At 76.7% G+C, this 17596-nt stretch carries 24 protein-coding genes and 1 tRNA gene; 13 read left to right on the plus strand and 12 right to left on the minus strand.

From position 1 onward, the window contains the following. Position 1: 1 nt before the first annotated feature. From ACI8AC_RS22775 to ACI8AC_RS22800, 6 genes are all read left to right on the plus strand, one after another. On the plus strand, positions 2–706 hold the full coding sequence (locus ACI8AC_RS22775) for an alpha/beta fold hydrolase (RefSeq protein WP_456900132.1): 705 nt from the start codon (positions 2–4) through the stop codon (positions 704–706). A 90-nt stretch (positions 707–796) separates the two neighbouring features. Continuing rightward, entirely contained in the window at positions 797–1027 is a 231-nt protein-coding gene (locus ACI8AC_RS22780) for a hypothetical protein (RefSeq protein ID WP_456900133.1), read from the plus strand. Positions 1028–1214: 187 nt separating this feature from the next. Next, positions 1215–1433 (plus strand): hypothetical protein, encoded by a 219-nt coding sequence (locus ACI8AC_RS22785; RefSeq protein ID WP_456900134.1) that lies wholly within the window; start codon positions 1215–1217, stop codon positions 1431–1433. 5 nt (positions 1434–1438) lie between these two features. Further along, positions 1439–2167, plus strand: coding sequence for an OBAP family protein (locus ACI8AC_RS22790; protein ID WP_456900135.1), 729 nt, complete (start codon positions 1439–1441; stop codon positions 2165–2167). Then, positions 2164–3495 carry an MFS transporter gene (locus tag ACI8AC_RS22795; RefSeq protein WP_456900136.1) on the plus strand — a complete coding sequence of 444 codons (1332 nt, stop codon included), beginning with the start codon at positions 2164–2166 and terminating at the stop codon, positions 3493–3495. Before ACI8AC_RS22790 ends, ACI8AC_RS22795 begins: the two co-directional genes overlap by 4 nt. Positions 3496–3623: 128 nt before the next feature. Beyond that, positions 3624–4712: an NAD-dependent epimerase/dehydratase family protein gene (locus ACI8AC_RS22800; protein ID WP_456900137.1), complete on the plus strand. Its 1089-nt coding sequence runs from the start codon at positions 3624–3626 to the stop codon at positions 4710–4712. Here ACI8AC_RS22800 and ACI8AC_RS22805 read toward each other — a convergent pair. Together ACI8AC_RS22805 and ACI8AC_RS22810 are read right to left on the minus strand one after the other, a co-directional pair. Further along, positions 4694–5368 carry a PaaI family thioesterase gene (locus ACI8AC_RS22805; protein ID WP_456900139.1) on the minus strand — a complete coding sequence of 225 codons (675 nt, stop codon included), beginning with the start codon at positions 5366–5368 and terminating at the stop codon, positions 4694–4696. The two genes, ACI8AC_RS22800 and ACI8AC_RS22805, sit on opposite strands and share 19 nt — an antisense overlap. 199 nt (positions 5369–5567) lie before the next feature. Next, complete coding sequence (locus tag ACI8AC_RS22810) at positions 5568–6731, minus strand: acyl-CoA dehydrogenase family protein (RefSeq protein WP_456900140.1); 1164 nt, start codon at positions 6729–6731, stop codon at positions 5568–5570. 192 nt (positions 6732–6923) lie between these two features. On the opposite strand from ACI8AC_RS22810, the gene ACI8AC_RS22815 reads away from it, so the two are divergent. Then, positions 6924–7430, plus strand: a complete 507-nt coding sequence (locus tag ACI8AC_RS22815) for an STAS domain-containing protein (protein WP_456900141.1) — start codon at positions 6924–6926, stop codon at positions 7428–7430. Between the two features lie 106 nt (positions 7431–7536). On the opposite strand, the gene ACI8AC_RS22820 is transcribed toward ACI8AC_RS22815, so the two are convergent. Next, positions 7537–8391, minus strand: a complete 855-nt coding sequence (locus tag ACI8AC_RS22820; protein ID WP_456900142.1) for an aldo/keto reductase — start codon at positions 8389–8391, stop codon at positions 7537–7539. 115 nt (positions 8392–8506) lie between these two features. On the opposite strand from ACI8AC_RS22820, the gene ACI8AC_RS22825 reads away from it, so the two are divergent. Then, entirely contained in the window at positions 8507–9088 is a 582-nt protein-coding gene (locus ACI8AC_RS22825; protein WP_456900144.1) for a histidine phosphatase family protein, read from the plus strand. Here the strand turns inward: ACI8AC_RS22825 and ACI8AC_RS22830 are convergent. After that, the gene (locus ACI8AC_RS22830) at positions 9085–10191 is read right to left on the minus strand and encodes an EAL domain-containing protein (RefSeq protein ID WP_456900145.1); all 1107 of its coding nucleotides are present in this window, start codon (positions 10189–10191) and stop codon (positions 9085–9087) included. The two genes, ACI8AC_RS22825 and ACI8AC_RS22830, sit on opposite strands and share 4 nt — an antisense overlap. Positions 10192–10313: 122 nt before the next feature. Between ACI8AC_RS22830 and ACI8AC_RS22835 the strand changes: the two genes are divergently transcribed. Continuing rightward, on the plus strand, positions 10314–10928 hold the full coding sequence (locus ACI8AC_RS22835; RefSeq protein WP_456900146.1) for a TetR/AcrR family transcriptional regulator: 615 nt from the start codon (positions 10314–10316) through the stop codon (positions 10926–10928). A 9-nt stretch (positions 10929–10937) separates the two neighbouring features. Here ACI8AC_RS22835 and ACI8AC_RS22840 read toward each other — a convergent pair whose 3' ends face one another. Further along, positions 10938–11435 carry a DUF427 domain-containing protein gene (locus ACI8AC_RS22840; RefSeq protein ID WP_456900147.1) on the minus strand — a complete coding sequence of 166 codons (498 nt, stop codon included), beginning with the start codon at positions 11433–11435 and terminating at the stop codon, positions 10938–10940. Between the two features lie 7 nt (positions 11436–11442). Next, the gene (locus tag ACI8AC_RS22845) at positions 11443–11667 is read right to left on the minus strand and encodes a DUF3618 domain-containing protein (protein ID WP_117378735.1); all 225 of its coding nucleotides are present in this window, start codon (positions 11665–11667) and stop codon (positions 11443–11445) included. Positions 11668–11757: 90 nt separating this feature from the next. On the opposite strand from ACI8AC_RS22845, the gene ACI8AC_RS22850 reads away from it, so the two are divergent. Beyond that, positions 11758–11838, plus strand: a tRNA-Leu gene (locus tag ACI8AC_RS22850). A 59-nt stretch (positions 11839–11897) separates the two neighbouring features. On the opposite strand, the gene ACI8AC_RS22855 is transcribed toward ACI8AC_RS22850, so the two are convergent. Continuing rightward, positions 11898–12473 carry an MBL fold metallo-hydrolase gene (locus tag ACI8AC_RS22855; RefSeq protein WP_456900148.1) on the minus strand — a complete coding sequence of 192 codons (576 nt, stop codon included), beginning with the start codon at positions 12471–12473 and terminating at the stop codon, positions 11898–11900. 64 nt (positions 12474–12537) lie between these two features. On the opposite strand from ACI8AC_RS22855, the gene ACI8AC_RS22860 reads away from it, so the two are divergent. Beyond that, complete coding sequence (locus ACI8AC_RS22860) at positions 12538–12843, plus strand: hypothetical protein (protein ID WP_456900149.1); 306 nt, start codon at positions 12538–12540, stop codon at positions 12841–12843. Positions 12844–12900: 57 nt separating this feature from the next. On the opposite strand, the gene ACI8AC_RS22865 is transcribed toward ACI8AC_RS22860, so the two are convergent. The 4 genes from ACI8AC_RS22865 to rph all read right to left on the minus strand — a co-directional run bounded on the left by ACI8AC_RS22865 (position 12901) and on the right by rph (position 15789). Beyond that, the gene (locus tag ACI8AC_RS22865; RefSeq protein ID WP_456900150.1) at positions 12901–13059 is read right to left on the minus strand and encodes a hypothetical protein; all 159 of its coding nucleotides are present in this window, start codon (positions 13057–13059) and stop codon (positions 12901–12903) included. A gap of 22 nt (positions 13060–13081) precedes the next feature. Next, on the minus strand, positions 13082–14302 hold the full coding sequence (locus ACI8AC_RS22870) for a glycosyltransferase family 2 protein (RefSeq protein WP_456900151.1): 1221 nt from the start codon (positions 14300–14302) through the stop codon (positions 13082–13084). Between the two features lie 126 nt (positions 14303–14428). Continuing rightward, complete coding sequence (gene rdgB / locus ACI8AC_RS22875; RefSeq protein WP_456900152.1) at positions 14429–15040, minus strand: RdgB/HAM1 family non-canonical purine NTP pyrophosphatase; 612 nt, start codon at positions 15038–15040, stop codon at positions 14429–14431. Beyond that, positions 15037–15789: a ribonuclease PH gene (rph, locus tag ACI8AC_RS22880; RefSeq protein ID WP_456900153.1), complete on the minus strand. Its 753-nt coding sequence runs from the start codon at positions 15787–15789 to the stop codon at positions 15037–15039. Before rph ends, rdgB begins: the two co-directional genes overlap by 4 nt. A 266-nt stretch (positions 15790–16055) precedes the next feature. Here rph and ACI8AC_RS22885 point away from each other — a divergent pair, with 266 nt between their 5' ends. Together ACI8AC_RS22885 and bcp are read left to right on the plus strand one after the other, a co-directional pair. Further along, positions 16056–16460 carry a YjbQ family protein gene (locus tag ACI8AC_RS22885; RefSeq protein WP_456900154.1) on the plus strand — a complete coding sequence of 135 codons (405 nt, stop codon included), beginning with the start codon at positions 16056–16058 and terminating at the stop codon, positions 16458–16460. A 71-nt stretch (positions 16461–16531) separates the two neighbouring features. Beyond that, positions 16532–17023 carry a thioredoxin-dependent thiol peroxidase gene (gene bcp, locus ACI8AC_RS22890; protein WP_456900155.1) on the plus strand — a complete coding sequence of 164 codons (492 nt, stop codon included), beginning with the start codon at positions 16532–16534 and terminating at the stop codon, positions 17021–17023. Positions 17024–17062: 39 nt separating this feature from the next. On the opposite strand, the gene ACI8AC_RS22895 is transcribed toward bcp, so the two are convergent. Then, positions 17063–17548, minus strand: a complete 486-nt coding sequence (locus ACI8AC_RS22895; protein WP_456900156.1) for a DUF4262 domain-containing protein — start codon at positions 17546–17548, stop codon at positions 17063–17065. Positions 17549–17596: the final 48 nt, after the last annotated feature.

Consider the following 17596-nt stretch of genomic DNA (forward strand, 5'->3'; position numbering starts at 1 on the left):
CATCCAGCCCTCGGGCTTCCGCACAGGGCCCCCAGACCGGCGGGGAAACCCCCCCCCCCCCCGCCGGGGGGGGCGGGCCCCGTACCGGCTGCGCGAGCTCACCGCCGACGTGCTGGCCCTGCTCGACGCCGCCGGGCTGGAGCGGGCGCACGTCGTGGGGCACGACTGGGGCGCGGTGGTCGGCTGGGCGCTGGCCGCCCGGCACCCGGGGCGGGTGCGCACGCTGACCGCGCTGTCGGTGCCGCACCCGGCGGCGATGGCGCGGGCCTGCGTCACGGGCGGGCAGGCGCTGCGGTCGGTCTACATCGGGGTCTTCCAGCTGCCCCTCCTGCCCGAACGGCTGCTGCTCGCCGGAGGTGCGGCGCCGCTGCGCGGGCTGCTGCACCGCAGCGGGCTGCCGGAGGCGACCGCCGAGCGCTACGTGCGCCGGATGCGCGAGCCGGGGGCGCTCTCGGCCGCGCTCGCCTGGTACCGCGCGCTGCCGCTGGCCGCCTCCGACCCGGTGGGCACGGTGCGGGTGCCCACGCTGCACGTCTGGAGCACCGCGGACCCCGCCCTGGGTCGCACCGCCACCGAGGGCACCCACCGGCACGTCGACGGGCCCTACCGGCTCGAGGTCCTCGACGGCCTCCCGCACTGGGTGCCCGAGGTCGCACCCGAGCGCACCGCGGCCCTGGTGGCCCGGCACGTGGCCGACCACGGCTGACCGGTCCCGGCCCGCACGTTCCATCCCGGCGCTGTGGGGTAGGCCACAGCCGTCCGGCAACGCCACCCGAGCCACGGGAGGACTTTCGTCATGAGCAGCACCGAGACCGGCGACGTGACCGGGACCAAGGACAAGCACTACGACCTCATCTGGTTCACCGAGCAGAGCCTCAGCAACGCGCTACGGCTGGAGACCTACATCCAGGACGCCGAGCGCGACGGCGACTCCGAGCTCGCCGACTTCTTCCGCAAGGCGCAGCACGAGAGCAGGAAGGGCGGCGAGCAGGGCAAGGAGCTGCTGAAGGCGCGCCTCGGCAGCTGAGCGGACGCGTGAGCGGGGGGGGGGGGGGGGGGGGGGGGGGGGGGGGGGGGGGGGGGGGGGCGGGCGGCCGCCCCCCCCCCCCCCCCCCCCCCCCCCCCCCCCCCCCCCCCCCACCCCCCGGTTACGGGCACGTGGTCGCAGGGAAGGGCACCGGGGACAGCACCGCCCGACACAGGAGGTACCGCCCGTGCCCGCGTCCACCCGCCCCCGCCTGCTGCGCACCACCGCCGCCGCGTTCGCCGTCGCAGCCGCCACGTTCACCACCGCCGCCTGCGGGGAGGACGTCGTCGACGACGGCGTCGAGCAGGAGGTCGAGCAGGGCGTCGACGACGCCGAGCAGCAGGTCGAGGAGGGCGTCGACGACCTCGAGCAGGAGGTCGACGAGGAGACCGGCGGGAACGGCTGACCGCGGTGGACCCGACGATCCGCCCCCGCCGCAGCCCGGTGCGCCCGGCCGGCCGGGACAAGGGCGCCTGGCTGGCCGCCCTGGAGCAGGGGGCCCACCTGCTGCAGGAGACGACGCCCCTGCGCGGCTTCCACGTCTACGTCGTCGGCTTCCACTGCGCCAAGGACGACCCGGCGATGCAGATGGAGGCGCACCACTACTGCCGCGTGGTCAACGACGACCTCCTGCAGTGCGTCATCTTCGACGGCAACACCCGCGAGGCCAACCTCATCGGCGTCGAGTACATCGTCTCCGAGCACCTGTTCGGCACGCTGCCCGAGGACGAGCGGCCGTACTGGCACCCGCACAACTTCGAGGTGTTCTCCGGGACGCTGATCGCCCCCGGCCTCCCGGCGGCGGCCGAGCACGCCTTCATGGCGCGCCTGGTCAACAGCTACGGCAAGACCTGGCACACCTGGCACACCGGTCGCCACGACGGCCGGCCCGGCCACGACCTGCCGCTGGGCGACCCCGCGCTGATGTGGTCGTTCAACCGGGACGGCGAGTGCGACCCGGCCCTGGAGCGGGACCGGGACGAGGCCATGGGGCTCGACACCGCCGACGAGCGCCGCCGACGGCAGGACCTGACCTCCCGGGCGCACCCCCAGCACGGTGTCGACGCGCTCCGCGCGGCCTTCCCCGGCAGCACCCCCGTGCCCGGTGTCGTGGACGTGCAGGAGGCCCCGCCCGGATGACCGGGACGACCACCGCGACCCGCGCCGAGCGGCTGGACCGGCTGCCCTTCACCCGCGAGCACGGCCGGCTGGTCGTCGGCTCGGGCGTCGGCTGGGCCCTGGACGCCATGGACGTCGGGCTCATCTCCTTCGTCATGGCCGCCCTGGCCGTCCAGTGGTCGCTCACCCCCACCGAGCTGTCGTGGATCGGGTCGATCGGCTTCGTCGGGATGGCGCTGGGCGCGACGTTCGGCGGGCTGCTGGCCGACCGCGTCGGCCGCCGCCAGGTCTTCGCGCTCACCCTGCTCGTCTTCGGGCTCGCCACGGGGGCCGCCGCGCTGTCGTGGTCGGTCGGCGCGCTGCTGGTCTTCCGGTTCGTCATCGGCCTGGGCCTCGGTGCCGAGCTGCCCGTGGCCTCGACGCTGGTCAGCGAGTACGCCCCCGCGCGGATCCGGGGCCGGGTGGTCGTGGCGCTCGAGGCGTTCTGGGCGGTGGGCTGGCTCCTGGCCGCGCTGATCGGGTACTTCGTCGTCCCGGCGTCCGACGCCGGGTGGCGCTGGGCGCTGGCGCTGGGCGCCGTCCCGGCCGCCTACGCCGTCGTGGTGCGCCGCGGGCTGCCCGAGTCGGTGCGTTTCCTGGAGCTGCGCGGGCGGGTCGGGGAGGCCGAGGCGGCCGTCCGCCGGTTCGAGCGGGCCGCCGGCGTCGGCGCCGTCCCCTCGCCGGTGCCGGCCGCACCGGCCCGCGCGCCGGGGGTGCGCGCCCTGTGGGCGCCGGGTCACCGCCGGCCGACCGGCGCCCTCTGGGCGGTCTGGTTCGGGATCAACTTCGCCTACTACGGCGCCTTCATCTGGCTGCCGACGCTGCTGGTGGCCTCGGGCTTCTCGCTGGTCCGGTCCTTCGGCTTCACGCTGCTGATCACGCTGGCCCAGCTGCCGGGGTACGCGACGGCGGCCTGGCTCATCGAGCGCTGGGGGCGGCGGCCCACGCTGGTGACCTTCCTGGCCGGCTCGGCGGTCGGCGCGGGGCTGTTCGCCGTGGCCGAGGGGGACGCCGCCGTCCTGGCCACCGGGATGGTGCTGTCCTTCGCCAACCTGGGCGCGTGGGGTGCGGTCTACGCCGCCACGCCCGAGGTCTACCCGACCGCGCTGCGGGCCACCGGCGCCGGGGCCGCGGCGGGCTTCGGCCGGATCGCCTCCATCGCCGCGCCGCTGTGCGTGCCGCCGCTGCTGGCCGCCGGCGGCAACGGCCTGGTCTTCGGCGTCTTCGCGGCGGCCTTCGTCCTCGCCGCCGTCGGCGGGGCGCTCCTGCCCGAGCGCCGCGGCCGGGCCCTGGACGACCCGGCCGACTGACCCCGGCGGTTCCCGGGTCGTGAGCGGGCGGCCGGTCACCGCCGCCGTCGCGCTGCTCGTGGCCGGGGTCTCCCTCGGCCTGCGGCCCCGCCGGGTTGCCGGGGCGCTGCGCGGGTAGCCGACGGGCCATGGAGGCACTGACCCCGGACCACCTGAAGGGCATGACGGTGGCCGTCACCGGCGCCAGCGGCAACGTGGGTACGGCGCTGCTGCGGCGGCTGACCGACCCCGCGAGCGGTGTCGCCGAGGTGCGCGGGCTGGCCCGGCGGAAGCCGCCGGAGACGGCTCCCTACGACCGCGTGCGCTGGCACCTGGCCGATCTCGGCGAGCCGACCAGCCAGACCCTGCTCGGGTCCTTCCTCGACGGGGCGGACGCGGTGGTGCACTGCGCGTGGGCGCTGCAGCCGGGACTGCAGCCCGAGCGGCTGCACCGGGTCAACGTCGACGGCACCCGCCGGGTGGTCGAGGCCGCGGTGGCCGCCGGCGTCCCGCACGTCGTGCACCTGTCCTCGCTCGGCACGTACGCCGCCGGCGGTGGGGACCGGGAGGTCGGCGAGGACTGGCCGACCACGGGGATCCCCACGTCGCAGTACAGCCGGGACAAGGCCGAGGCCGAACGCCTGCTGTGGGAGCTGTCCGCCCGCTCCCCCGGCACCACGGTCACCGTCGTGCGCCCCACCCTGGTGCTGCAGCCGGAGGCCGGCAGCGAGATCGCCCGCTACTTCCTCGGCCCGCTGGTGTTCGGTGCGGCCCGCCTGGTGCCCGGCCGGCTGGCCCGGCTGCTGCCGCTGCCCCTCCCCGACCTGCGGGTGCAGCTGGTCCACGCCGACGACGTGGCCGACGCGATCGTGCGGATGCTCGACCGCCGCGCGCCCGGCCCCTTCAACCTGGCCGCCGGGCCCACACTGGACGCCGGCGCGCTGGCGCACGCCCTGGGCACCGTCCGGGTCCCGTTCCCGTCGCTGCTGCTGCGCACCGGGCTGTCGGCCGCCTTCCACACCCGGGTGGTGCCGACCGAGCCCGGCTGGCTGGACATCGCCACGCAGGCGCCGGCCCTGGACACCGGCCGGGCCCGGCGGCTCCTGGACTGGACGCCGGTCCACCGGGGCGACGACGTCCTGCGTCGGTTCGTCGCCGCGCTCGGCGAGGGGGAGGGCGGCACCGGGCCGCTCCTGCACCCGGCCGACGCCCCCTCCGATCAGTCCCCCGCGGGCTGATCCGGGGCGCTCCAGGCCCCGATGCTCCGGCCGGTCGCGGCGAACACCTCCGCGGCCCGCGCGGCGCGCATCGTCACGAACAGGCCCTCGGCCTCGGCCAGGACGACGTCCGGCTCGGCCTCGGCGACCAGCCGCGCGGTGGCGGTGGTCCGCCGGCCCTGCGCGCTGCCGATCTCGGCGGCGAGCAGCAGCGGGACGCCGAGCCGCGCCGGGCGCCGGTAGCGGACGGTGAGGGTGGCCGTCAGCCCGCCGTGCCCGGCCGCCCGCACGGCGCGGGCCAGCACGTGGTCGAGCAGGGTGGCCACGACCCCGCCGTGCACCAGGCCCGGCGGGCCCTCGTGCGCCTTGCCGACGGTGACCCGGCCGGTGGCCCGCCCGTCCGGGGTGTCCGCGGCCACCAGGGCCGGGGCCACGGGGCTGCCCGGCCCGTAGACCGGGCTGTACCACCGCTCGGCCCGCTCCGGGTCGTCGACGCGGGCCACCTCGTACGGGCTGCGGGCGTCGGCGCGCAGCCGGGCGGACAGCTCCCGGGCGGCCGCGGCGACGGCGGCCAGCTCGGCCTCGGCGACCTCGGTGCGGACCGCGGCGTCGGCGAGCTCCCGCAGCGCGTCGCCGAGGTCCCCCACCACGGCGCGGCGCGCCGCCCGCTGCTCCACCGAGAGCTCGGCGCGGCGGACGTCGGGTTCCTCCGGTTCACCGGCCCCGTCCGGGGCACCGCCCCGAGCGTGCGAGGGGTGGGGAGGACGCGGCCCCCCTGCAGGGTCCCGCTGCCGGCCGCGTCCAGAGGCTCGTCCCGAGCGTGCGAGGGATGAGGGGACGCGGTCCTTCCCCGGTGGGGGGCAGGAGGGCCCTTCGTCAGCCACGCGGCATGCCGGCAGCGCGCAGCAGTCCGCCGCCCACGATGACCCGCTGCACCTCGCTGGTGCCCTCGTAGAGCCGGTACAGCCGGGCGTCGCGGTAGAAGCGCTCGACCGGCGTGGTCCGGAGGTAACCCAGGCCGCCGTGCACCTGCACGGCGCGGTCGACGGCCCGCCCGACCATCTCGGTGCAGAACAGCTTGGCCGACGAGGGGCCGAGGGAGGTGTCCTCGCCGGAGTCGTACCGGGCGGCCACCTCGCGCACCATCGCCCGCCCGGCCAGGAGCTCGGCGTGCATGTCGGCGAGGTGGGCCTGCACGAGCTGGAACCGGCCGATCGGCGCCCCGCCCTGCTTGGCCGTGGCGGCGTAGGCGACCGACTCGTCGAGGACCCGCTGGGCCATCCCCACGCAGAGCGCGGCGATGTGCAGCCGGCCGCGGGAGAGGACGGTGAGCGCGCTGGAGTAGCCGCGGCCCTCCTCGCCGACGAGCGCATCGGCCGGCACCCGCACGTCGTCGAGGAGGACCTCCGCCGTCCAGGCGCCGGACTGGCCCATCTTCCGGTCCTTGGGCCCCACGCTCAGGCCCGGCGTGCCCGCCGCGACGAGGAAACTGGAGATGCCGCGGCCGCCGGCCTGCTCCGGGTCGCTGCGGGCGAAGACGACGAACAGGTCGGCCAGGGGCGCGTTGGTGATGTAGCGCTTGCTGCCGTTGAGCACCCAGGAGTCGCCGTCCCGGCGGGCGGTCGTGCGCAGCCCGGCCGGGTCGGAGCCGGCCTCGGCCTCGGTGAGGGCGAACGAGCCGATCAGCGACCCCTCGGCCAGCCGCGGCAGGTAGGCCTTCTTCTGCTCCTCGCTGCCGAACTTGGCGATCACCTGGCCGGCGATGCCGTTGTTGGTGCCGAACAGGGAGCGGAAGGCCGGGGTCGTGTAGCCGAACTCGAACGCCAGCTCCACGTCCTCGGCCATGGACACCCCCAGGCCGCCGTGCTCCTCGGGCAGCGCGTACCCGAACAGCCCCATCTCGGCGATGCGGGCCCGCAGCTCGTCGGGGATGCGGTCCTCGTCGTCGATCCGCTCCTCGAGCGGGACGGCGACCTCCCGGACGAGCTGACGGACGGCGTCCCTGACCTGGCGGAAGTCCTCGGCGTCCACGCCCGCCATGGTGCCGCTCCCCACGACCACCCGCGCAGGCGGGCCGGGGGGAGAGCGTTACCACCGGCGGGTCGGGTCCGACACGCCGGAGCAGAGTGCGACGAGTCGAGCACGCCGCGTTGTGATCCTTCGCCGATCGCTCTACGGTCGGGACACCGCCCGAACCACGTGGCGGGAGTGCAGCACACCGCCGGAGTCCTCGTGCCCCACCTGCACACAGCGCTCGTCCCCGCCCCCGACCAGGTCGTCGTCCGGCTCACCGGCGACGCCGACCTCTCCACCCTCGACCGCCTGACCGCAGCCCTGGAGCAGGCCGCCGGCCTGGGGACCGCCAGCGTCGTCGTCGACGTCGCCGGAGCGCACTTCTGGGACTGCTCCGGCCTGCACGCGCTGACCGCGTTCACCGCCGCCCTCGCCCCCGCCGGCCGGCAGTGCCGGATCGTGGGGGCCCCGGCAGCCACGCGCCGCCTCGTGCGGGTGTCCGGCCTGGAGGACCGGCTGACCCTCGACGGCCCCCTCCGCGGTCACGAGCCGGTGCGCCCGGCGCCCGTCGAGGTCCCCGGCGTCCCCCCGGCCCAGGCGGCCGGCGCGGACCGTGCCCCGCTGCGGCGCGGGCGCGTGCCGGGGCACGGCATGCGCGCGCTGCGGCGGGCCGAGGACACCGGCCGCCGCAGCGCGCGCCTCGACGCCCTCCGCCGCTGGCGCTGAAAGGACCCCCTGCCCCACCGCGGAAGGACCCCGTCCTCCCCACCCCTCGCTCCGCTCGGGGCGGGACCCGGGACGGGGCCGTGATCTCCCCGACCGGGGTCGGTGGTCAGGCCAGGGCGTCCAGGCGGGCGACGTCCTCGGCGGAGAGCGTCAGGCCCGCGGCGCCCATGTTCTCGGTGAGGTGCTCGACCGACCTGGTGCCCGGGATCGGCAGCACGACCGGCGACCGCTGCAGCAGCCAGGCCAGCGCCACCTGGGCCGGCGTGGCCCCGAGCTCGCGGGCGATGTCGGCGACCGGGCTGTCCGGGGCGGCGAGGTCCCCGGTCGCGATGGGGAACCACGGGATGAACGCGATGCCCTCCGCGGTGCACAGGTCGAGCACGTCCTGGCTGCGCCGGTCGGTCAGGTTGTATCGGTTCTGCACGCTGACCACGTCGACGACCTCGCGGGCGGCGCGCAGCTCCTCCACCGACACCTCGGAGACGCCGATGTGGCGGACCTTGCCCTGCTCCTGGAGCTCCCGGAAGGCGCCCAGCTGGTCGGCCAGCGGCACCTCGGGGTCGATGCGGTGCAGCTGGATCAGGTCGATGCGCTCCAGCCGCAGGGTGCGCAGCGACAGCTCGACCTGCTGCTTGAGGTAGGCGGGGCGGCCGACGGGCACCCACTCCCCCGGGCCGGTGCGGGTCAGGCCGGCCTTGGTCGCGATGACCAGCCCCTCCGGGTAGGGGTGCAGCGCCTCGGCGATGATCCGCTCGCTGACCACCGGCCCGTAGGAGTCGGCGGTGTCGATGAGGTCCACGCCCTGCTCGACGGCGGCGCGGACGACGGCGCGCGCGGCCGCGGGGTCGGCCGGCTCACCCCAGACACCGGGGCCGGGCAGCTGCATGGCGCCGTAGCCCAGGCGGTGGACGGGCAGGTCCCCGCCGATGGCGAGGGTGCTGGTGGGGGCGGTCGTGGTCACGGTCCCTCCCGCGGGATCGGCGCCCCCGGCCGGTCGCCGAGGGGCTCCTGGACCGGGCAGCGCGGCCGTCCCGCATGCTCTTCCGGGATGTGACCGGCCGGACAGGAGGTGCCCGATGGGCGAGATCGTGGTGGTGCGGCACGGGCAGACGGAGTGGAGCCGCAGCGGCCAGCACACCGGGGTGACCGACCTGCCGCTGCTGCGCGAGGGCGAGGAGCAGGCGCGCCGGCTGGCCGGCCCGCTGGGCGCCTACGACTTCGTCGACGTCCGCGTCAGCCCGCGGCAGCGGGCCGGCCGGACGGCGGAGCTGGCGGGGCTGCGGCCCACCGCGGTGGACGACGACCTGGTCGAGCTGGACTACGGGGGCTACGAGGGCCGCACCACCGCGGCGATCAGCGAGGAGCTCGGGCGGGAGTGGTCGATCTGGGTCGACGGCACCGTGCCCGGCGAGACCCCCGGCGAGTCCCTCGCGGACGTCGCCGTCCGGGTCGACCGGGTGCTCGACCGGGCCCGCACCCGGCTCGCCGACGGCGACGTCGCGCTGATCGCGCACGGCCACGTGCTGCGCGTGCTGGCCGCCCGCTGGCTGGGCCTGGGCCCGGAGGCCGGGGCGCTGCTCGCCCTGCCCGCCGGCTCCTACGGCGTGCTGGGCCACGAGCACGCCCGCCAGGTGCTGACCGGCTGGGGCCTGCACTAACGGGCGCGGGCCACCCGGGTGTAGGTCGAGCCGGTGTCCTCCTCGCCGGAGGGCGGGGGCACCGGGCGGCCGAACAGCCAGCCCTGCCCGAGGTCGGCGCCCAGCGCGGCGACCTCCTCGGCGACCTGCTCGGTCTCCACCCCCTCGGCGACGACGACCGCGCCGAGCCGGTGCGCCGCCTCGACCACCGAGCCCACCGTCGTGCGGGCCCCCTCGTCGGGCAGCGCCTGCACCAGCGCCTTGCCCAGCTTGACCACGTCCGGGCGGACGGCGGCCATGAGCGGGCGGCTCGACCAGCCGGCCGCCACGTCGTCGAGGGCGACCCGCCACCCCAGGGACCGGTGGTGCTCGAGCACCGCGAGCAGGTGGCCGCGGTCGGTCGCGGCCGAGATCTCGCCGACCTCCACCACCAGCCGGGAGGGGTCGATGCCGGCGTCGTGCAGGGCCTGCTCGGCGCCGGCCAGGCCCACCTGGGGCCGGGCGACGGCGGCCGGGTGGGAGTTGACGAACAGGTCGGCGTCCCCGAGCCAGGGGGCGGCGCCGGCGATGGCCAGCTCCCAGCCGATGCGGTCCAGCCGGGGCAGCCAGCCCGCCGACTCGGCGACGAAGAACAGGTCCCCGCCGCCGACCTCGCGGCCGTCGACCAGCCCGCGCAGCAGGGCCTCGTGGGCGACCACCGTGCGGTCCTCGAGCCGGACCAGCGGCTGGTAGACCGACCGGAACTCGGCCTCGGCGAGCACGCCGATCTCGGCGGTCACCCCGCGCCGGGCCAGCTCGACGGCCAGCGTGGGGGCGGTGAGCAGCCGGGACACCAGCGCCGCCCACTCCTCGGGCGGGTCGGTGGCCACCCGCACCCCGTCGGCCTCGGCGGGGGTGAGCTCGCGGGCCAGGCGGGCGAGCAGCCGGTCCAGGCCTCGACCGCCCCGCTCGTCGCTGACGTCGAGCACGTCGCCGGTGCCGAAGACGGCCAGCCCGAGCGCCCGCGCCGTCCGGGCCACCTCCGGCAGCAGGTGCTCGTCCGGGGTCGCCAGGAGGAGACGCGTCGCCGGGCCCGGGACGTCCCAGACCTCCCGGCGACCGGATCCACCCGGGGTGCTCGCCACGGGAGCAGGATGACCGAGTCGCGACCGGGTTCCGGGCCGACGCGCGACGCCGTCCCGGTTTTCCGGACGGCGCGCGTCGGGAACTCCGGGCGTCCGCAGGTTGAGTGTCTAAGGTTTGCATCATGATCGCTGCACCCGTCACCGAAGCACCGCGACCCCGCGGTGGCCGTCCGAGGGACCCCAGCCGCGACGGCGTGATCCGGGCGGCGATCCTGCGCCTGCTCTCCGAGGTGGGCTACGGGGCGCTGACGATGGACGCCGTCGCCTCGGCGGCCGGGGTCGGCAAGGCCACCATCTACCGGCGGTGGCGCACCAAGCAGGAGCTCGTCGTCGACACCCTCGCCGAGCTCGACCAGGTCGTCGCCGTCCCGCCGGACACCGGGACCGTGGCCGGCGACGTCCGGCTGCTGATGAGCTCCGTCGCCCGGACCATCCAGAGCCCGGCCGGGTCGGCGCTGCGCGCGCTGCTGCCGGTCATGCAGCACCAGCCGGAGCTGCTGGCGGCGTTCGAGCAGGGACCGCTGCGGTCCTGGCGGACCGCCTACGACGAGGTGTGGACCCGGGCCGAGGCCCGCGGGGAGGTCCGGCCGGGGCTGTCCGGCTCGGTGACCGCCGAGGCGACCAGCGCCCTGCTCGTCCAGCGCTGGCTCCTCGGCGGTCGGCCGGTCGACGAGGCCTACGTCGACGAGGTGTTCGACACCGTGGTGCGGCCGCTGCTGGACGTGGCCCGCCCCTGACCGCTCGGCTCACCAGCCGAGCGTGCCCGGCTCCCCCTTGAAGGGGCCGACGACCTCGTCGGTGATCCAGCCGCCGTAGAAGTCGCCGGCCTGGGCGCGCACCTGCTCGCCGTCGACGAGCGCGCGGTCCACGCGGCCCGGGTAGAAGGCGACCGCGCCGCGCAGGTGCCGGTAGGCGGGGGTGGGGTCCTCGTAGGACCAGCCGACGGCCGGCACCCGGCGTCCGTCGACCTCGGCGTCCCAGTAGGTCGCCGCGCCCTTCCACTCGCACCACGAACTGCCCCGACCGCGGGACAGGACGCCCTCGGCGACGTCCTCGCGGGGCACGTAGTAGACCGGCGGGTGGCTGGTCTCGCAGACGCGGACGGCACGCGTCGTGTCCGCCACGACCCGCCCGCCGATCTCGACGGTCACGCGCCGCGGCGTGACCTCGGCCGACGGGGGCCGCGGGTAGTCCCACACCGACTCCTGGCCGGGGCCGACCGGGTCGGGACGCGGGGTGCGCACGGCCGGGTCAGCGGGAGCGGACCTTCTGGACCACGACCAGCGTGACCAGCAGGCCCAGCGCGCCCATGGTGGCCAGGCCGGCCGGGCTCTGCAGGAAGGACTGCGCGGCCGCCTGCCCCTGGGCCCGCAGCCGCTGGGGGCTGGTGCGGGCGACCAGGTGGTCCAGGGTGGCCGCGAGCGACTCGCGGGCGGCGTCGATCTCCAACTGGATCTGGCGAGGGTCGCGGGGCACGGGCGACAGCCTGCCAGACGCGTCCGCGACCGGCGCGTCCTCGTCGGGCCGCTCCCCCCGCACGGGCGACTCCTACACTCGGGCTCCTGCGCGGGAGTGGTGTAACGGCAGCCACGCCAGACTTAGGATCTGGTGCCTTCGGGCGTGGGGGTTCGACTCCCCCCTCCCGCACGCGGCGGGGCCGTGGTGCCCGCCACCGCCGGGCGACGTCGACCGCTCGGCCCGCGCGCTCAGCGGGGCGTGGCGGTCCCCGGCCGGAACGGGGCACCGTGGGCGCACACGATCAGCGTCGCGACCTCGATCACCCGCTCGCGCTGCTGCCGCAGCTGGTCGCGGTCGACCGCGTAGGGGTCGTCGGCCGGCCCGCCCTCCGTCCACCACAGGTGGGTGAGCGCGACGACGTCCTCCGGCGTGCCGACGAGCGTGGTGATGTCCTGCGGGGTGTGCCCGGGCGTGGCCAGCAGCCGCAGGCTCGGCGTGAGCTGCACCCCGTCGGCCGCGCGGCGCGTGAAGACGTCGCCCTCGATCACCGACTGGAAGTCGTGCACCGGGACCGCCGGGAACAGCGCGATGTTGACCGTGTGGTCGAGGTGGTGGTGGCTGACGACGACGTCGGTGACGTCCTCCGGCCGCACGCCGAGCTCGCGCATCGGCCGGAGGATCAGGTCGCGGTCGGCGACCATGCCGGGGTCGACGACGACGACCCGGTCGGCGTCGCGGACCAGGCTCACCGTGCCGGCCACGTGCGGCGGCCGCACGTACCCCTCGACGAGGACGTCCAGGCGGGCGGTGCGGGAGAGCTCCACAGCGGGGACCGTAGCCGCCCCGCCGGCCCGCGTCCTGCGCGCCGGTCCCGGGTAGGGCTGCCGCATGGCTCCGCGCAACGCAGCGGTCGCGGCCGGCGGTCGGTGGACCGACCCCGAGGACGGCATCGGCTACCCCGCCGGTGAGGTGCACGCGTGGGAACGCGGGCGCAACGAGACGGTCTGCGGGCTGTCGCTGTCCCGGTCGCGGCTCGCCCGCTTCCCGCACGTCGGCTGGGCGGACGTCCTGCCCGAGTCCGGCCGGCACGCCGAGGCCGTGCAGTCGGTGTGCCGCCGCTGCCGGGCGGCCCTGGGCGGGCGCCGGGACGACCGCGGCTGGACGCGGACCGATCCCCGCCCCCGCGGCCGGTGACCGCGGGACGGCGCGACAGGCACCCCGGGCACCCGGGCGCCCCGGACGCCCCGGGGGTCAGCGAGGCCGTCGCGGGACCAGCTTGAGCAGCGCCAGTCCGGCGAAGACCAGCGTCACGGCCGCGACGGCCAGCGCCAGGTGGTCGAGGCCGGTGTAGGCCAGCGTCGTGGACCCGCCCACGCCGCTGGCGGTCACGTAACCCGCCTTGCTGTACATGTCAGCACCTCCCCTGCGTCGCTCACGCCGCCGCGGGGGCGGTCACGTGGTGCCAGGTCGCCTCCCGGCCGCGGACGACGTCCACCAGCGACCGGACGAAGACGGCCTGGATGAACAGGTCGTAGGCCAGCTCGACCACCAGCGGCGCGGCCAGCAGCACCGCCCGCCACCCGCCCCGGCGCACCGTCACCAGCCGCTCGGCGAGGAAGACCAGGCCCACGGCACCCCAGAAGGGGCTGAACTCCAGGGCCCCCTGGCGGAGCAGGAGAAGGGCGGTGAGCAGCAGGTAGGCCTGGAAGGCGAGCACGCCGAGGCCGATGCCGACCTGCTGGCCCCAGTAGCGCACCGTGACCCGGTTGACGCCGTAGTGCCGGAGGTTCTCCAGCGCCCCGCGCTGCCACCGCATGCGCTGCTTCCACAGGTCCCGCCAGGTCGGCATGACCTCGGTGACGACCGAGCACTCCACCGGGCTGGTCAGCCGCCAGCCGAGCGTCTTGAGGGCGAGGGTGAGCTCGTTGTCCTCGGTGAGGGCGAGGGTGTCGTAGACCTGGCCGCGGGTGCCCGGCAGGGTGCTCCCCCGGGCGGCGGCGACCTCGCGGAGCGCCCGGACGCGGAACAGCGTGCCCGTGCCGGTCAGCACCATCACCCGCCCGGTGCGGCCGACGTCCCGGCTGTAGCGGGTGTACTCGTTGCGCTGCAGCTGGCCGAGGACGCCGCTGCCGGGGTGCCCGTAGAACAGCCCGCCGGCGGCGCCGATGCGCGGTGAGGAGTCCAGGCTCGCGGCGGCCACCTCGAGGAACCGCGGGGCCAGCTGGGTGTCGGCGTCCATGACCAGCACGTGGTCGTCGTCGCGGAGGTCGGGCCCGGCCGGTGCGCCGGGGTGCTCGGAGGCCGCCCGGGCGCGGCGGTCCGGTCCGCGGGGGCGGCCGCCGGGCGGCGGCGCCGAGCTGTCCCGCCGGTCCCGGGTCGAGGTCCGGCGGAACCGCTGCACGATCGCCTGGTTGAGCGCGCCGGCCTTCTTGTCGGTGTTGCCGACCGTCTCGTACACCTCGGCGCCGTGCGCCCGCGCGATGGCGGCGGTGTCGTCGGTGCAGTTGTCGGCGATGACCACGACGCGGTCCGGGCGGCGGGTCTGCTCCTGCAGCGCGGCGAGGGTGGCCGCGATGCCGGCCGCCTCGTCGTGGGCGGGGACGAGCACCACCAGGCGGCTGCGCGCCGCCGTCCCCACGACCTCGTCCGCCATGCGGGCCTCCCCGTCCTCGCCGGCACGGCCGCACCGGTCTCCCCGGTGGACGGCGCCCCGGGGGCGGGGGTGCAGCCGGCGGCGGGCGGTCCCACCCGGGCGGGTGAGACACCGGGAGCGGCCGGGTCAGGCGGGGCCGAGGACCTCGCCGACCAGCGGGACCAGCGCCGCGAAGGCCTGGCCGCGGTGGCTGCGCGCGTCCTTCTCCTCCGGGGACAGCTCGGCGGAGGTGCGCTCGAGCCCGTCCGGCACGAAGACCGGGTCGTAGCCGAAGCCGTTGGTCCCCCGCTCCTCGCGGATCACCCGGCCGCGCCATGCCCGCTCCACCACGTGCTCGGCGCCGTCGGGGGTCACCAGGGCGGCGGCGCAGACGAAGGCGGCCCCGCGGCGGTCGTCGGGGACGTCGGCGAGCTGCCCGAGCAGCAGCGCGGTGTTGGCGCGGTCGTCGCCGTGCCGGCCCGACCAGCGGGCGCTGAGCACACCGGGCATCCCGTTGAGGGCGTCCACGGCCAGCCCGGAGTCGTCGGCGACCGCGGGCAGACCGGTGTACCGGACCGCCTCGCGGGCCTTGAGCAGGGCGTTCTCGGCGAACGTCGCCCCGGTCTCCGGCGCCTCGGGGTAGGTCGGGACGTCGCCGAGACCGACCACCTCCACCCCGCGGACCGCGGAGGTCAGCAGCCGCTGGAGCTCGGCGAGCTTGCCGGCGTTGCGGGTGGCCAGGAGCAGCCGCGTGCTCACCGTCGCCCCGCGTCCCCGGCCAGGGCCGCGGCCTGCAGCCGGGTCAGCTCCGCGCATCCGGAGGTCGCGAGGTCGAGCAGCGCGTCGAGGGTCGCGCGGTCGAACACGCCGTTCTCCGCGGTGCCCTGGACCTCGACGAAGCGGCCGTCGCCGGTGCACACGACGTTCATGTCGGTGCCGGCGCGGACGTCCTCCTCGTAGGCGAGGTCCAGCCGCGGCTGGCCGTCGACCACGCCGACGCTCACCGCGGCCACCGACCGGGCCAGGGCCGTGGGCCGGACCAGGCGGCGCCGCTGCCCCAGCCAGGCGACGGCGTCGGCCAGCGCGACGTAGGCGCCGGTGATCGCCGCGGTGCGCGTGCCGCCGTCGGCCTGGAGGACGTCGCAGTCGACGGCGATGCTGTTCTCGCCGAGCGCGCCGAGGTCGATGGCCGCGCGCAGCGACCGCCCCACCAGGCGGCTGATCTCGTGCGTGCGCCCCCCGATGCGGCCCTTGACCGACTCGCGGTCGCCCCGGGTGTGCGTCGCCCGGGGCAGCATCGCGTACTCGGCGGTGACCCAGCCCAGGCCCGAGCCCTTGCGCCAGCGGGGCACGCCCTCGGTGACGCTGGCGGCGCACAGCACCCGGGTGCGGCCGAACTCGACCAGCACCGACCCCTCGGCGTGGTCCAGCCACTGACGCGTGATGGTCACCGGGCGGAGCTGGTCGGCCGCCCGGCCGTCGGGGCGGGAGCCGGGGGTCGCTGTCACGTGTGCCGACAGTAGTGCGCCCCGCCGGGTGCCCTCCGGCCCGTCCGGCCGCCGCCGTGGCGGTGCGGTCCGCGAGCGGGGGCCGCAGGCCTCCCCGAGCGGGCCGCGGACGCGCTCCACCCGCGCCGGGGACGGCACGGGGTGGCGGTGCGGTCCGCGAGCGGGGGGCCGCAGGCCTCCCCGAGCGGGCCGCGGACGCGCTCCACCCGCGCCGGGGACGGCACGGGGTGGCGGTGCGGTCCGGAGGACCGCGGTGTAATGGCCCCATGCGTTCGGAGCTGCGGGCGGTGCGCACCGGCGGGATGCCCACCGTGGTGGACCTGACCGACGAGTGCGCCGAGTTCGTCCGGGACGAGGCCGACGGGCTCCTGCACGTCTTCGTGCCGCACGCGACGGCCGGGATCGCCGTCATCGAGACCGGCGCGGGCAGCGACGACGACCTGCTCGCACAGCTGGACGAGCTGCTGCCCCGTGACGACCGCTGGCGGCACCGGCACGGCAGCCCCGGGCACGGCCGCGACCACGTGCTGCCGGCCTTCGTGCCCCCGCACGCCAGCGTCCCGGTGCTCGAGGGGCGGCTGCAGCTGGGCACCTGGCAGCGCATCTGCCTGGTGGACACCAACACCGACAACCCGCAGCGCCACGTGCGGCTGTCCTTCCTCGCCGGCTGACGGCTCCCCCGCCTCGCGTCACCGGGGAGGGGTGCTGGAGGCGGCCGACAGGGCACGGCAGGATGCCGCACATGACCGACAGCGCCGCCAGCGCCCCCGTCCGCCTCTCCCCCGGCGACCCGGCGCCGGAGTTCACGCTGCCCGACGCCGACGGCAACCCCGTCTCGCTGGCCGACCACCGGGGCCGCCGCGTCATCCTCTACTGCTACCCGGCGGCGATGACCCCGGGCTGCACCACGCAGGCCGTCGACTTCACCGCCGCCGCGGGCGAGCTGGCCGAGGCCGGTCTGGACATCATCGGCATCTCCCCCGACCCGCCGGAGAAGCTGCTGCGCTTCCGCGAGAAGGAGGACCTCGGCATCACCCTGGTCTCCGACGTCGACAAGCAGGTGCTGCAGGCCTACGGCGCCTACGGGACCAAGAAGCTCTACGGCAAGGAGGTCGTGGGCGTGATCCGCTCGACCTTCGTGGTCGACGCCGAGGGGCGCATCGAGAAGGCCGCCTACAACGTCAAGGCGACCGGCCACGTGGCCAAGCTGCGGCGCGACCTGGGCCTCGGCTGACGTCGTCCCGGCCGGGCCGGTGACCGCACCCACCGCACGTCACGCCCGCCACGTCCCCGGCCGGGGCTGGCACTCCGGCCCGCAGGCGTAGCCCGGTTCCCAGGGGAAGTGGCCGTCGCGGTGCCGCCAGGCCAGCTGGTGGGCGGGCACGGAGTACTCGGGCGGCCGCTGGTAGAAGCGGTTGGCGCCCAGGACGACCTCCCCGGGGTTCGGGCAGACCTCGACGACGAGGACGCCCTCCCAGTCGGGCCAGCTGAGCAGCTCCCCCGGCAGCAGGTCGCGGCCGGCGGCCACCTCACCGGCCGTGCGCTGCAGGACGCCGTGCGCGGAGTCGGCGTCGAGGCCGACGACGACCAGCTCGGGGTGACCCATGCCGAACAGGCCGATGGTGTATCCGAACGCGGGCTCGTCGGGCCGGTCGCCGGCACCGACGTACTGAACCGCCCAGCGCGAGGAGCGGATGACCTGGGCGAGGTGGGCGTCCTCCTGGTCGAGCCAGGCGGTGGTCTGCGGATCGGTCGTCATGCCGGGCAGCGTGCGTGGGGGGTGCGACGGGACGCGCCCGGTGCCGGG

This window comes from Geodermatophilus sp. SYSU D00758 (assembly GCF_054049955.1).